This is a genomic window from Clostridium sp. TJA038, from assembly GCF_058310255.1.
Map to the genome: position 1 here is coordinate 1 of NZ_JBZEFA010000013.1, position 14,945 is coordinate 14,945.

The window sequence follows — 14,945 nt, forward strand, 5'->3', positions numbered from 1 at the left end:
TACGTGACCGATTGTTCCAATGTTAACGTGTGGTTTGCTTCTTTCAAATTTTGCTTTTGACATTGCAAATTCCTCCTTTAATTTTATAAAATATTATTATATTAAAGAAGCTTTAAAAGCTTCTTTAATTATTTATTTTTCTTTCCTGCAACTTCTTCTTGGATGCTCTTAGGAACGTCATCGTAATGATCGAATTCCATTGCATAAGTTCCTCTACCCTGAGTTCTTGATCTTAATGCAGTTGCATATCCAAACATTTCTGATAGTGGTATGAATGCTCTTATGATTTGTGCACCATTTCTTGAGTCCATTCCTTCCATTCTACCTCTTCTTGAGTTAACATCTCCTATAACGTCTCCCATGTACTCTTCTGGTACAGTTATTTCAACTTTCATTATAGGCTCAAGTAATACAGCATCAGCTTTAGCCATAGCGTTTTTGAATGCCATAGATCCAGCTATTTTGAATGCCATTTCAGATGAGTCAACATCATGGTATGATCCATCGAATAATCTGATTTTGAAGTTTATAACTGGGTATCCAGCTATTATACCACTTTCTGCAGCTTCTCTGATTCCGTTATCTACAGCTGGAATATATTCTCTTGGAATAGCTCCTCCAACGATAGCATTTTCGAATTCATACTCACCTTCAGTTGGTATCATTTCTATCTTACAGTGACCGTATTGTCCTCTACCACCAGATTGTCTAGCAAATTTAGCTTCTGCTTCAACAGCCTTTTTGATAGTTTCTTTGTAAGCAACTTGAGGAGCACCTACGTTACACTCAACTTTAAATTCTCTTTGTAATCTATCAACGATGATATCTAAGTGAAGCTCACCCATACCAGCTATGATAGTTTGACCTGTTTCTTGATCAGTCCAAGTTTTGAAAGTTGGATCTTCTTCAGCAAGCTTTGATAAAGCTATACCCATTTTTTCTTGACCAGCTTTTGTTTTTGGCTCTATAGCTATAGATATAACTGGCTCTGGGAATTCCATCTTTTCTAATATTATTGGAGCTGCTTCTGTACATAAAGTATCTCCAGTAGTTGTGTTCTTAAGACCTATTACAGCTCCTAATTCAGCTGCTTCTAATGATTCAACTTCCTCTCTTGAGTTAGCATGCATCTTAACAAGTCTTCCGATTCTTTCTTTTTTACCTTTAGTTGAGTTTAATACATATGAACCACTTTCTAGTATTCCTGAGTAAACTCTTGTGAAAGCTAATCTTCCTACGAATGGGTCAGTAGCTATTTTGAATGCTAAAGCTGACATTGGAGCGTCGTCTGAAGCTTCTCTAACTTCTTCTTCACCATCTAAGTTAGTTCCTCTAACTGCAGGTATATCTAATGGTGATGGTAAGTAATCAACAACACCATCAATCATTTGTTGAACACCTTTATTTTTATATGATGATCCACATATAACTGGGATTATTTCATTATTTATAGTAGCTTTTCTTAAAGCAACTTTTAATTCTTCAAGAGTTAACTCTTCACCTTCTAAGTATTTCATCATTAACTCTTCATCAGTTTCAGCTATAGCTTCAATCATAGCAGCTCTGTATTCTTCTGCTTTATCAGCTAATTCAGCTGGAACTTCACCTACTTCTATTTCTTTTCCTAAGTCATCTTTGAAGATTATTGCTTGGTTAGTTAATAAATCAACCATTCCTTGGAATTCATCTTCTTGACCTATTGGAATTTGAATTGCAACAGCATTAGCTTGTAATCTTTCTCTAACTGTGTTTATACAGTTGTAGTAGTCAGCTCCTGTAGCATCCATTTTGTTTACATAAATCATTCTTGGAACGCCGTACTTGTCTGCCTGTCTCCAAACAGTTTCAGTTTGTGGTTCAACTCCACTCTTAGCATCAAGAACAGTAACAGCTCCATCAAGAACTCTTAATGATCTTTCAACCTCAACTGTGAAGTCTACGTGTCCTGGAGTATCGATTATGTTTAATTCATAACCTTTCCAGAAACAAGTTGTAGCAGCAGAAGTTATTGTTATACCTCTTTCTTGCTCTTGAGCCATCCAGTCCATAGTTGAAGCTCCATCATGAGTTTCCCCTATTTTGTGGTTTCTTCCTGTATAGAAAAGAATACGCTCAGTAGTAGTTGTTTTACCAGCATCTATGTGTGCCATTATTCCGAAGTTACGGAATTTTTCTAACGGATATTGTCTAGCCATTGTGACTCCTCCTCTCAACGTATAGTGTTTTTAAATTCAACAAAACTGTTTTGGCTCTTAGCCAAAACAGTTCCATTTTATTAATATCTGTAATGAGCAAATGCTTTATTAGCTTCAGCCATTTTGTGAGTATCTTCTCTCTTCTTAACAGCTGCTCCAGTATTGTTAGCTGCATCTATTAATTCTCCAGCTAATCTTTCTCTCATGTACTTCTCGCCTCTTTTTCTTGAAGCTACAAGAAGCCATCTTAATCCTAAAGTCTGTCTTCTTTCAGGTCTTACTTCTATTGGAACTTGGTAGTTAGCACCACCTATTCTTCTAGCTTTAACCTCTAATAAAGGCATTATGTTGTTCATTGCTTCCTCAAAAACTTCCATAGCATCTCTGCCAGTTTTTTCATTGATTATTTGGAAAGCATCGTAGCATATTTTTTGTGCTACTCCTTTTTTACCATCTTCCATTACGTTATTTATTAACTTAGTAACAACTTTTGAATTGTACACTGGATCTGGTAATACATCTCTTTTTGCAATATGTCCTTTTCTTGGCACTTTTCTTCCCTCCTTAACAATTTTTGTTTAAGTTCATCGGTACTCGACACAACTTAATCGATTGTCGTAAAGTGCTTGCTTCATAATCTATATTTAAACTTCAATCAGTTATCTATCTAAACTTGAAGACACAGCACTTAAACTAAGTTTAAGCAATAATTATTTCTTTTGCTTTGGTTTCTTAGCACCGTACTTTGATCTTCCTTGCATTCTGTTAGCTACTCCAGCTGAGTCTAAAGCTCCTCTTACTATGTGGTATCTAACACCAGGAAGGTCTTTAACTCTTCCACCTCTTATAAGAACAACACTATGCTCTTGTAAGTTGTGGCCTACACCAGGAATGTAAGCTGTTACTTCGTATCCATTAGTTAATCTTACTCTGGCGATTTTTCTTAACGCTGAGTTAGGTTTCTTAGGAGTAGTTGTTTTAACTACAGTACAAACTCCTCTTTTTTGTGGACACTCTTTAAGAGCTGGTGCAGTTGATTTTGATGCTACTGTTTTTCTGCCTTTTCTTACTAATTGGCTTATAGTTGGCATACTTTCACCTCCTGATAAATTATTTAACTATCTATATAAATTTTAGATGTTAACACTCTAATCTAAGATTAATGCTACTGCTGATTTTACATCTATGCCGCACATTTCTCCTAGAATTTTCATGTTCTTAACATGTTTTATTTCAACTCCACATTCTTTTGCTAATTTTATTAATGGTGAAACTATTTTATCATTAGAATTTTCTGCAACATATAAAATTTTTCCTTCACCTTTTTTTATAGCTTTTGTGGATTGTTTTATGCCAATAACCTTTTTTCCTAAAAGTCTGTCTACCATAAGATTACCTCCATTGTAAATAACCATGTAGACAAGTTAATCCCTTAGTACTTTGCTAATCACACAAACTGTATTTTATCATCTAAGAATACTACTGTCAACAAAATTAATCTTATTCTTCAATCTCAATTATTGTTTCAGCTTCTTGATTACTATTTTCAGTATTTAATTTTAATGATCTATATTTCATCATACCTGTACCTGCTGGAATTAACTTACCAATTATTACATTTTCTTTTAATCCAACAAGAGGATCAATTTTTCCTTTAATTGCTGCATCAGTAAGAACTCTTGTTGTTTCTTGGAATGATGCTGCTGATAAGAAACTATCTGTAGCAAGAGCTGCCTTAGTAATACCAAGAAGAACTATATCTCCTTGAGCTTTTTCTCCTCCAAAGCTTTCAACTCTTTCATTTTCAGCTCTGAAATCAAACATATCAATCATTACACCTGGTAATAAATTAGTATCACCTTGCTCAGTTACTTTTATCTTTCTAGTCATCTGTCTAACTACAACTTCTAAGTGTTTATCATTTATATCAACCCCTTGAAGTCTGTAAACTTTTTGAACCTCTGAAAGTAAGTACTCTCTTGCACCATCTACACCCTTAATGTTCATAATATCATGTGGGTTAACTGAACCTTCTGTTATTTCATCTCCAGCTCCTATAGCCATGCCATCCTTAACTTTTAATCTTGAACCAAATGGTATATCATAACTATATTCTTCTCCTGAATCAGTAACAACATAAACTGTTCTCTTCTTCTTAGTTTCTTCTATTCTTACAGTACCTGCAACTTCACTTACAATTGCTAATCCTTTTGGTTTTCTTGCTTCAAATAACTCTTCAACCCTTGGAAGACCTTGAGTTATATCTGCTCCAGCAACTCCACCTGTATGGAATGTTCTCATTGTAAGCTGTGTTCCTGGTTCTCCGATTGACTGAGCAGCTACGATACCAACAGCTTCACCAATATTAATCTTATATGATGTTGCCATGTTCATACCATAACACTTAGTACATACTCCAACCTTAGAATCACATGTGAATACTGATCTTATTTTTACTTTTTTAACTCCACTATCAGCTATTTTTTCAGCTAATACAGGATCCATATAAGTATCATTTTTAGCTAAAAGCTCTCCAGTTTCTGGATGGAAAACATCTTCTGCAGTATATCTTCCTGTTAATCTTTCAGATAATTGTTCAACAACTTCTGAACCTTCTTTTATTTCTTCAACATAAATACCATTTTGAGTTCCACAGTCGTGTTCTCTTACTATAACATCTTGGCTTACATCAACAAGTCTTCTTGTTAAGTAACCTGAGTCAGCAGTTTTAAGAGCTGTATCTGCGTTACCTTTTCTAGCTCCATGAGTAGAAATGAAGTACTCTAATACATCTAGACCTTCTCTAAATGATGCTCTGATTGGTAACTCGATAATCTTACCTGATGGACTTGCCATAAGTCCTCTCATACCAGCTAACTGTTTAATCTGTGATTTAGAACCTCTGGCTCCTGAATCTGCCATCATGAATATTGGGTTAAATTTATCCAAACTATTCATTAATGTATCTGCAACTTCTTCAGTAGTTTCAGTCCATTTTTCTATAACTCTTTCATATCTTTCATCTTCTGAGATAAGACCTCTTCTATACATCTTTTCAATCTTATCTACTGTTTCATCAGCTTCTCTTAATAAATCATATTTCTTTTTAGGAACTATCATATCTGAAGCAGCAACTGTAACAGCACCTATTGATGAATAATGATATCCTGTTGCTTTTATATTATCAAGCATTATTGAAGTCTTAGTTGGACCATGCTTTAAATAACACTTATCGATTATTTTTCCTAATGACTTTTTAGTTATTAAGAAATTTATTTCTAAATTAAACATTTCTTCAGGATTTTCTCTATTTACAAAACCTAAATCTTGAGGTATGCATTCATTAAAGATTATAAATCCTGGAGTTGTTTTGATTATTCCTGACTTAATTTCTCCGTTTACTTCTTTAGTAACTTTAACATTGATTTTAGCATGAATATCAACTTCTTTTAATTGATAAGCCATTATTACTTCATCAAATGAAGAGAAATATTTTCCTTCTCCTTTAGCTCCATCTTTATCCATTGTTAAATAATATGAACCAAGAACCATATCCTGAGTAGGTACACAAACTGGTCTACCATCAGAAGGTTTCATTATATTACCTGCTGCAAGCATTAAAAATCTAGCTTCTGCTTGAGCTTCAACTGATAAAGGTACATGAACAGCCATTTGGTCTCCATCAAAGTCAGCATTATATGCTGTACATACAAGTGGATGAAGCTTTATAGCTCTACCCTCAACTAAAACTGGTTGGAAAGCTTGAATACCTAATCTATGTAGAGTAGGTGCTCTGTTTAGTAATACTGGATGGTCTGCTATAACTTCTTCAAGTACATCCCATACTTGTGGCATTACTCTTTCAACCATTCTCTTAGCACTCTTTATGTTATGAGCAACTCCGTCTTCAACTAATTTCTTCATAACAAAAGGCTTAAATAATTCTAAGGCCATTTCTTTTGGAAGACCACATTGATACATCTTTAACTCAGGACCAACAACTATAACTGATCTTCCTGAATAGTCAACTCTCTTACCAAGTAAGTTTTGTCTAAATCTTCCTTGCTTACCTTTAAGCATATCTGATAAGGATTTAAGAGGTCTATTTCCAGGACCAGTTACAGGTCTTCCTCTTCTACCATTGTCTATTAAAGCATCTACAGCCTCTTGAAGCATTCTTTTTTCATTTCTAACTATTATGTCAGGTGCTCCAAGGTCTAATAACTTTTTAAGTCTATTATTTCTATTTATAACTCTTCTGTATAAATCATTTAAGTCTGAAGTAGCAAATCTACCTCCATCTAATTGAACCATCGGTCTTAAATCTGGTGGTATAACTGGTATTACATCTACAACCATCCATTCTGGTTTATTTCCTGATGATTTAAATGATTCTACAACTTCTAATCTTCTTATTATTCTAACTTTCTTTTGACCTGTGCTTTGCTTTAATTCTTCTTTAAGCTCAGCTGCAGTTCTTTCTAAGTCTATTTCTGATAATAATGTTTTTATAGCTTCTGCACCCATTCCAGCTACAAAGCTTTCTTCACCATATTTATCACAAGCTTCTCTATATTCTTTTTCATTAAGAAGTTGTTTCTTTAAAAGTGAAGTTTCTTTTGGATCTATAACTATATATGATGCAAAATATAAAACTTTTTCTAAAGCTCTTGGTGACATATCAAGAATTAATCCCATTCTTGAAGGTATTCCCTTAAAGTACCAAATGTGAGATACAGGCGCAGCTAATTCAATATGAGCCATTCTCTCTCTTCTAACCTTAGATTTAGTTACTTCAACACCACATCTGTCACATACAATACCTTTATATCTAACTCTTTTGTATTTTCCACAGTGACATTCCCAGTCCTTTATAGGTCCGAATATTCTTTCACAGAATAATCCGTCTCTCTCAGGTTTTAAAGTTCTATAGTTAATAGTTTCAGGTTTCTTTACTTCTCCTCTAGACCACTCTCTAATTTGTTCTGGAGATGCTAACCCGATTTGTAAAGCATCAAAATTATTTAATTCGAACAAGGGTGTGTCCTCCCTTCATAGTTTAATGTGAATTTTTAAGTATTCCCTTACTTATAATAGTAAGGGAATACTTTATATCCTAGTTAAAATCATCTTCTATGTCTAAATCACTTGCGAAGTCTAATAAATCATAGTCAATTTCTTCTTCAATTTCCTCAGGGATATATGCTTCCCCTTTATCTTCCTTAGCTTCTTCTGTTGAATCTTCAGTACCTTCCATGTTAACTTCTAATACTTCAATTTCATCATCATCTTCAGCTAATTCTTTGAACTTAACTTCTTGATTATTATCATTTAAAACTTTAACGTCTAAGCATAAAGCTTGTAATTCTTTAATAAGAACCTTAAATGATTCAGGCACTCCTGGTTCAGGAATATTTTCACCCTTAACAATCGCCTCGTAAGTTTTAACTCTACCTACAACATCATCTGACTTAACAGTAAGTATTTCTTGAAGAGTATGAGCTGCACCATATGCTTCTAATGCCCAAACCTCCATCTCTCCGAATCTTTGTCCTCCGAATTGTGCCTTACCACCAAGTGGTTGTTGAGTTACTAGTGAGTAAGGTCCTGTTGATCTAGCATGGATCTTATCATCAACTAAGTGAGCAAGTTTTAAGATGTACATTATACCAACTGTTACTTCGTTATCAAATTCTTCTCCAGTTCTACCATCTCTTAAAACTGTTTTTCCATTTCTATTATATCCTGCTTTTTCTAAGCAGTCTTCTATATCTGTTTCTGTAGCACCATCAAATACTGGAGTAGCAATATGCCATCCTAAAGCACTTGCTGCCCATCCTAAGTGAACTTCTAATACCTGACCGATGTTCATACGAGATGGAACCCCTAGTGGATTTAAGCATATTTGAAGTGGTCTACCATCTGGTAAGAATGGCATATCTTCTTCTGGTAATACTCTTGAGATAACCCCTTTATTACCATGACGACCCGCCATCTTATCTCCTACTGATATTTTTCTCTTTTGAGCAATGTAACATCTTACAAGTTCATTAACTCCTGGTGATAAATCATCTCCATTTTCTCTTGTAAACACTTTTACATCTACTATAATACCTGCTTCTCCATGAGGAACTCTTAAAGAAGTATCTCTAACTTCTCTAGCTTTTTCTCCGAAGATAGCTCTTAATAATCTTTCTTCAGCTGTAAGTTCAGTTTCTCCTTTTGGTGTTACTTTACCAACTAAGATATCTCCTGATCTTACTTCAGCACCAATTCTGATTATTCCTCTTTCATCTATATCCTTTAAAGCATCCTCACTTACGTTTGGAATATCTCTAGTTATTTCTTCTGGTCCTAATTTAGTGTCTCTTGCTTCACATTCATATTCTTCTATATGGATTGATGTAAATACGTCTTCTCTAACTAACTCTTCTGAGATAAGCATAGCATCCTCGTAGTTATATCCTTCCCAAGTTATGAATCCCATTCTTATGTTTTTACCTAAAGCAATTTCTCCTAAATCTGTTGAAGGTCCATCTGCTAATACTTCACCTTTAAGAACCCAATCACCTTTTTGAACAATTGGTCTTTGGTTTATACAAGTACCTTGGTTACTTCTCTTAAACTTAAGAAGTTTGTAAGTATCAATTGAACCATCTAACTCTCTTTTAACTCTAACTTCATTAGCACTTACATAAACAACTTCACCAGCATTTTTAGCTTTAGGAAGAACCCCTGAATCTACTGCTGCTTTGTATTCTATTCCAGTACCAACTATTGGAGCATATGGTTTTAATAAAGGAACTGCTTGACGTTGCATGTTTGATCCCATTAAGGCTCTTGATGCGTCATCATTCTCTAAGAAAGGTATCATAGCTGTAGCTACTGATACTAACTGTCTAGGAGAAACGTCCATTAAGTCAACATCCTTACTTGGAACTACTAAAACTTCATCTTTATCTCTAACAGTAACCTTTTTGTCAATAAAACATCCATTTTCATCTAAAGGCTCATTAGCTTGAGCAACTAAATATTGATCTTCTTCATCTGCTGTGAAGTATCTTATTTCATCTGTTACTCTTCCTTCTGTTTTATCTACAACTCTATATGGAGTTTCTATAAATCCATATTCATTAACTTTAGCATATGTAGCTAAAGAGTTTATAAGACCTATGTTTGGTCCTTCTGGAGTTTCTATAGGACACATTCTACCATAATGAGAGTGGTGAACGTCTCTTACTTCGAATCCAGCTCTTTCTCTTGATAGACCACCTGGTCCAAGAGCTGATAATCTTCTCTTATGAGTTAACTCAGATAATGGGTTTGTTTGATCCATGAACTGTGATAACTGTGAACTTCCAAAGAATTCTTTTATAGCTGCTGCTACTGGTCTTATGTTTATTAACTGTTGTGGAGTTATAGCTTCTTGGTCTTGAATAGTCATTCTTTCTTTAACTACTCTTTCCATTCTTGATAAACCAATTCTAAATTGATTTTGTAAAAGCTCTCCAACACTTCTTAATCTTCTATTTCCTAAATGGTCTATGTCATCTACATATCCAATATTATAAGCTAATCCTATTTGATAACTTATTGTAGCAAATATATCATCTTTAATTATATGCTTTGGAATAAGTCTTGTTATATTCTTTTTAATTTCTTCTTTTATAGTTTCTTCATCTGAATAGCTATCTAGAATTTCTCTTAGTGTTGGGTAGTGAACTAATTCTCTGATATTTAAATCTGATAAATCAAAATCCACACACTTATGTATATCTACAAAGTGATTACCTATAATTCTAATTACTCTGTCTTCAACTAAAACGTCAACTGAGTTTATACCTCTGTTTTGAATTTCTTCTGCTTTAGTTCTTGATATCTTTTCACCTTTTGCAACTAAAACTTCACCAGTTAATTTATCTATTATATCTTCTGCTGCTATTTGATTTGCAATTCTTAAACTTATTGCAAGTTTTTTGTTAAATTTATATCTTCCAACTCTTGATAAATCATATCTCTTAGCATCAAAGAATAAAGAATCTATTAAACTAATCGCACTATCAACTGTAGGTGGTTCACCTGGTCTTAATCTCTTATAGATTTCTAATAATGCTTCTTCTTTAGTCTTAGTATTGTCTTTTTCTATTGTAGCTTTGAATCTTTCTTCTTCTCCAAAATAATCAAGAAGTTCTTGATCGCTTCCAAAGCCCATAGCTCTTCCTAATATACTAATAGGAAGTTTTCTTGTTTTATCTATTCTTACATAGATAACATCATTTGAATCTGTTTCATACTCTAACCATGCACCTCTGTTAGGTATTACTGTTGCTGAGAACAGTTTTTTACCAGTTTTGTCTACATTATAGTTGTAATAAACTCCTGGTGATCTTACTAACTGAGAAACAATAACTCTTTCGGCACCATTAATTATAAAAGTTCCTTGCTCTGTCATTAATGGGAAGTCTCCCATGAATACCTCTTGTTCTTTTATTTCTCCAGTTTCTTTATTTTGAAGTCTTACAGCTACTTTTAGCGGTGCAGCATAAGTAGTGTCTCTTTCTTTACACTCTTCAACTGAATATTTTATGTTATCCATATCTAGAGTGTACCCTACAAATTCAAGCACAAGATTTCCAGTAAAGTTTGAGATAGGATTAATATCATCAAAAACCTCATAAAGTCCTGCATCTAAAAACCATTTGTAAGAATCTAATTGAATCTCAATTAGGTTTGGCATTTCAGCCACGTCTTTGACTTTTGCAAAGCTCATTCTCGTTCTTTTTCCAACTTGGACAGGATGTACCATCAACTTTCACCCCTTGTATAAACTAAAATAGCCAAAAGCATACTTTCCCTAAGGACCTATGCTTTCGGATTACATACAATATCATCTTTTTAGTATACCCATTTTTAAAGGTAGTATACATAAAATTCATATTCACTTTATACTATTACACAATAGTACATTTACTTATGGTATCATAGGCAATACCCATTGTCAATATTCTAAAAAAATTTACTTTAAATTATTTTTTAATTCAATCTTCTTGAGTTAAAAAAAAGAGGCACTACTAAGTACCTCTTTTAATATTTTTAAATTAAGCTTTAATTACTTAAGCTCTACTTCAGCTCCAACTTCAGCTAATTTAGCTTTCATTTCTTCAGCTTCTTCTTTAGCTACAGCTTCTTTTAATGTTTTAGGAGCTCCGTCAACTATTTCTTTAGCTTCTTTTAATCCTAAACCAGTTAATTCTCTAACTGCTTTGATTACTTTTATTTTGTTTGCACCAGCACTAGTTAATACTACGTCAAACTCTGATTTTTCTTCTGCAGCAGCACCTGCAGCAGCTCCGCCTACAACAGCAACTGGAGCAGCAGCGCTTACTCCGAATTCTTCTTCACAAGCTTTAACTAACTCGTTTAATTCTAAAACACTCATTTCTTTTATAGCTTCTATGATTTGCTCTTTTGTCATGATTCGCACCTCCGAATTTTCTTTCCTGTATTTTTATTTTTAATTTATTAATTATTCAGCAGATTCTTCTTTCTTGTCTGCTATTGCACTTAATAAGTATGCAAAGTTTGATAGTGGTGACTTGATACTTCCAAGAAGTTTTGCAAGTAACACTTCTCTTGAAGGTATAGCAGCAAGTTGTTCAGTTTGCTCTTTGTTGTAAACTGTTCCTTCTACTATAGCAGCTTTTAACTCAAGCTTTTTGTTTTCCTTAGCAAAATCGTTAAGGATTCTAGCTGGAGCAGTAGCATCTTCGTAACCGAAAGCTATTGAAACTGGACCTTCTAAGTATTCAACTAATCCATCAAAACCTAATTCTTTTGCAGCTAGAGTAACTAGTGTGTTTTTGTAAACTTTGTACTCAACACCTGCTTCTCTTAAGCTCTTTCTTAAGTTTGTATCTTGTTCTACTGTTAAACCTTGGTAGCTAGCAAGTACAACTGATTGAGCTTTTTCTAATTTCTCTTTAATTTCTGCAACTTTAGCTTCTTTTAATTGTCTGTTTTTGTTCACTGTGTCCACCTCCTCACAGTTTATTTAACTGCTTTATATAATAAGAAAAGTCTTCCCGTAGACATAGGAAGACTATTATATACACTATAATTGCCCTCGGTAGGTTGTTCTACGTTATGCTTTTTAAAAGCACCTACTGTCTACGGAAACTTTCATTCACTTTTTCAACAAGAATTATTTTAACAAATACTAAAACTTATGTCAAGCATTTTATTAAAATTAATCTAAAACTTTAGCTGGATTAACTTTAGCTCCAGGTCCCATAGTAGCTGAAACTGAAACTGATTTTAAGTATTGTCCTTTAGCAGCAGCTGGCTTAGCTTTTACTAAAGCATCCATTAAAGCTTTGAAGTTTTCAACTAATTTTTCAGTTCCGAAAGACTTCTTACCTATTGGACAGTGAACTATAGCAGTCTTATCTACTCTATACTCAACTTTACCTGCTTTGATTTCTTTTATAGCATTAGCTACATCAAATGTAACTGTTCCTGATTTTGGGTTTGGCATTAAACCTTTTGGTCCTAATACTCTACCTAATCTACCAACTACACCCATCATATCTGGAGTAGCAACAACTACATCATAGTCAAACCAGTTTTCACCTTGAATTTTTTGTACTAATTCGTCAGCTCCAACGAAATCTGCTCCTGCAGCTTCAGCTTCTTTAGCTTTCTCACCTTTAGCGAAAACTAAAACTTTAACATCTTTACCAGTTCCGTGTGGAAGAACAACAGCTCCTCTAACTTGTTGGTCAGCATGTCTTGGGTCTACACCTAATCTTACGTGTAATTCGATAGTTTCATCGAATTTAGCTTTTGCAGTTTTAACAGCAAGCTCTAAAGCTTCTGCTGGAGTATATAATGCATTTTTATCTATTAATTTTGAACTTTCAATATATTTCTTTCCCATTAATATAATCCTCCTTCGTGGTATTAGCGGTTTTTACCTCCCACCGATTTGAATAAATTATTCTACTACTACTACACCCATACTTCTAGCAGTACCTTCGATCATGCTCATTGCAGTTTCGATTGTTGCAGCATTTAAGTCTGGCATTTTTAATTCAGCAATTTTTCTTATTTGCTCTTTAGTGATGTTTCCAACTTTAGTTCTATTTGGAACACCTGATCCACTTTCTAAGCCTAATTCTTTCTTTATAAGAACTGCAGCTGGTGGAGTTTTTAATATGAAGCTGAATGATCTGTCTTGATATACAGTTATTACAACTGGTATTATTAAGCCAGCTTTATCAGCAGTCTTTGCGTTGAATTCTTTACAGAATCCCATTATGTTTACACCATGTTGACCTAAAGCTGGTCCTACTGGTGGTGCTGGTGTTGCTTTTCCTGCAGGAAGTTGAAGTTTTATCATTCCTGTTACTTTCTTAGCCATGAGTTTATTCCTCCTATACTGTGGTAATTATCGGACTTCCGCCCTCCCACTTGATCGAGACGTTAGTCTGATTTTTAATCTAATTTTTCTACTTGATTAAAATCTAGTTCAGCTAGAGTTTCTCTACCGAACATATCTACTAAGGCTTTTATTTTGCCTTTTTCAACATTTATTTCTTGGATTATAGCAGCAAAGCCACTTAAAGCTCCTGAAATAATGTTTATAGTTTCTCCTACCTCCAAGTCAATATCTATAGCAGTTTTCATTACTCCCATAGACTCTACCTCTTCATCGGTAAGTGGTACAGGTTTTGACCCTGGACCTACGAATCCAGTTACTCCTCTTGTATTTCTTACTACATACCAAGATTCATCTGTCATAACCATGTTTACTATAACATATCCTGGGAATTTTTTCTTTAAAGTAACTTTTATCTTACCATCTTTTTCTTCAGCACTCTCTTCCATAGGAACTTGAATGTCTAAAATTAAAGATTCTAAGTTTCTGTTCTCTATAGTTTTCTCAAGATTTGCTTTAACTTTATTTTCGTATCCTGAATATGTGTGTACTACGTACCATCTAGCTCTATCACTCATATATCATATCGGTGAATAAATCACCAAACCTCCTTTATATTATTTAAGTCCAAACACTAACTCAAAGAGGTTCTTAAATACAAAATCCATTGCTCCTATTAAAACAATAGATATTACAGTAAATACTATCACTGCAATAATGGCCTTTTTAGCTTCTTCTTTTGGTGGCCAAGTTATTCTTTTTAATTCAGCCTTAACCCCTCTAAAGAACTTTGTTATACCAAAGCCTCTGCTTTCTTCATTTACATTTTGCTTTGCAGCCATAAATTCACATCCTTAACACCATAATAATGCATTAGAATTTTCTCTCCAAAACACTACTTAGTTTCTCTGTGAAGAGTATGGCTCTTACAGAATTTGCAGTATTTTTTCATCTCTATTCTATTAGGATCGTTTTTCTTATTTTTCATAGTGTTATAGTTTCTTTGCTTGCACTCAGTACATGCTAAAGTTACTTTTACTCTCACGTTCAGCACCTCCAGTTTTGTTGTATATTAAAAGTAGTTCTAATCTACCAATACACTGCTAGTTAATTACTAAAATACATTATCATAAATATACACAAGTGTCAACAAACGTTGGCTATGTAAAGGACTAGGTTATTAAACCCAGTCCTTATTATGATAAACTATATGTTGTTTTGCTTAAAACTACTCGATTATTGAAGTAACAACTCCTGAACCTACAGTTCTTCCACCTTCTCTGATAGCGAATCTTAATCCTTCATCCATAGCG

14 protein-coding genes and 1 other annotated feature are annotated in these 14,945 nt (G+C 33.9%); all 14 genes read right to left on the bottom strand.

The window, feature by feature from the left end; translation table 11 throughout:
• Window positions 1-128: 128 nt before the first annotated feature.
• Window positions 129-2,195, bottom strand: coding sequence for an elongation factor G (fusA, locus tag AC4FQV_RS11400; protein ID WP_491139903.1), 2,067 nt, complete (start codon window positions 2,193-2,195; stop codon window positions 129-131).
• Window positions 2,196-2,275: 80 nt separating this feature from the next.
• A complete protein-coding gene (gene rpsG / locus AC4FQV_RS11405) occupies window positions 2,276-2,746 on the bottom strand; it encodes a 30S ribosomal protein S7 (protein WP_491139904.1) in 471 nt (156 codons plus the stop codon).
• Window positions 2,747-2,905: 159 nt separating this feature from the next.
• Window positions 2,906-3,286 carry a 30S ribosomal protein S12 gene (rpsL, locus tag AC4FQV_RS11410; protein WP_003452165.1) on the bottom strand — a complete coding sequence of 127 codons (381 nt, stop codon included), beginning with the start codon at window positions 3,284-3,286 and terminating at the stop codon, window positions 2,906-2,908.
• 57 nt (window positions 3,287-3,343) lie between these two features.
• Window positions 3,344-3,583 (bottom strand): ribosomal L7Ae/L30e/S12e/Gadd45 family protein, encoded by a 240-nt coding sequence (locus tag AC4FQV_RS11415; RefSeq protein WP_491165556.1) that lies wholly within the window; start codon window positions 3,581-3,583, stop codon window positions 3,344-3,346.
• A 112-nt stretch (window positions 3,584-3,695) separates the two neighbouring features.
• Window positions 3,696-7,232, bottom strand: a complete 3,537-nt coding sequence (gene rpoC, locus AC4FQV_RS11420; RefSeq protein ID WP_491165557.1) for a DNA-directed RNA polymerase subunit beta' — start codon at window positions 7,230-7,232, stop codon at window positions 3,696-3,698.
• A 79-nt stretch (window positions 7,233-7,311) separates the two neighbouring features.
• Complete coding sequence (rpoB, locus tag AC4FQV_RS11425) at window positions 7,312-11,001, bottom strand: DNA-directed RNA polymerase subunit beta (protein WP_491165558.1); 3,690 nt, start codon at window positions 10,999-11,001, stop codon at window positions 7,312-7,314.
• A 303-nt stretch (window positions 11,002-11,304) separates the two neighbouring features.
• Complete coding sequence (gene rplL, locus AC4FQV_RS11430) at window positions 11,305-11,670, bottom strand: 50S ribosomal protein L7/L12 (protein ID WP_491139908.1); 366 nt, start codon at window positions 11,668-11,670, stop codon at window positions 11,305-11,307.
• Window positions 11,671-11,721: 51 nt separating this feature from the next.
• The gene (gene rplJ, locus AC4FQV_RS11435) at window positions 11,722-12,222 is read right to left on the bottom strand and encodes a 50S ribosomal protein L10 (RefSeq protein ID WP_491139909.1); all 501 of its coding nucleotides are present in this window, start codon (window positions 12,220-12,222) and stop codon (window positions 11,722-11,724) included.
• Between the two features lie 34 nt (window positions 12,223-12,256).
• Window positions 12,257-12,386 (bottom strand) — a sequence feature (ribosomal protein L10 leader region).
• Between the two features lie 55 nt (window positions 12,387-12,441).
• The gene (rplA, locus tag AC4FQV_RS11440) at window positions 12,442-13,131 is read right to left on the bottom strand and encodes a 50S ribosomal protein L1 (RefSeq protein ID WP_003452172.1); all 690 of its coding nucleotides are present in this window, start codon (window positions 13,129-13,131) and stop codon (window positions 12,442-12,444) included.
• A 57-nt stretch (window positions 13,132-13,188) separates the two neighbouring features.
• Entirely contained in the window at window positions 13,189-13,614 is a 426-nt protein-coding gene (rplK, locus tag AC4FQV_RS11445; RefSeq protein WP_003452181.1) for a 50S ribosomal protein L11, read from the bottom strand.
• Window positions 13,615-13,688: 74 nt separating this feature from the next.
• Window positions 13,689-14,210 (bottom strand): transcription termination/antitermination protein NusG, encoded by a 522-nt coding sequence (nusG, locus tag AC4FQV_RS11450; protein WP_491139910.1) that lies wholly within the window; start codon window positions 14,208-14,210, stop codon window positions 13,689-13,691.
• A 39-nt stretch (window positions 14,211-14,249) separates the two neighbouring features.
• A complete protein-coding gene (gene secE, locus AC4FQV_RS11455) occupies window positions 14,250-14,474 on the bottom strand; it encodes a preprotein translocase subunit SecE (protein WP_491139911.1) in 225 nt (74 codons plus the stop codon).
• Between the two features lie 53 nt (window positions 14,475-14,527).
• Complete coding sequence (gene rpmG, locus AC4FQV_RS11460; protein WP_055260249.1) at window positions 14,528-14,677, bottom strand: 50S ribosomal protein L33; 150 nt, start codon at window positions 14,675-14,677, stop codon at window positions 14,528-14,530.
• Window positions 14,678-14,860: 183 nt separating this feature from the next.
• The coding region (locus AC4FQV_RS11465) for an EF-Tu C-terminal domain-related protein (protein WP_476580457.1) at window positions 14,861-14,945 on the bottom strand (85 nt) is incomplete at its 5' end.

Coding starts and splice junctions, on each gene's coding strand:
- fusA (WP_491139903.1), bottom strand. CDS start 2,195: ATGGCTAGACAATATCCGTTAGAAAAATTCCGTAACTTCGGAATAATG.
- rpsL (WP_003452165.1), bottom strand. CDS start 3,286: ATGCCAACTATAAGCCAATTAGTAAGAAAAGGCAGAAAAACAGTAGCA.
- AC4FQV_RS11415 (WP_491165556.1), bottom strand. CDS start 3,583: ATGGTAGACAGACTTTTAGGAAAAAAGGTTATTGGCATAAAACAATCC.
- rpoB (WP_491165558.1), bottom strand. CDS start 11,001: ATGGTACATCCTGTCCAAGTTGGAAAAAGAACGAGAATGAGCTTTGCA.
- rplL (WP_491139908.1), bottom strand. CDS start 11,670: ATGACAAAAGAGCAAATCATAGAAGCTATAAAAGAAATGAGTGTTTTA.
- rplA (WP_003452172.1), bottom strand. CDS start 13,131: ATGGGAAAGAAATATATTGAAAGTTCAAAATTAATAGATAAAAATGCA.
- rplK (WP_003452181.1), bottom strand. CDS start 13,614: ATGGCTAAGAAAGTAACAGGAATGATAAAACTTCAACTTCCTGCAGGA.
- nusG (WP_491139910.1), bottom strand. CDS start 14,210: ATGAGTGATAGAGCTAGATGGTACGTAGTACACACATATTCAGGATAC.
- secE (WP_491139911.1), bottom strand. CDS start 14,474: ATGGCTGCAAAGCAAAATGTAAATGAAGAAAGCAGAGGCTTTGGTATA.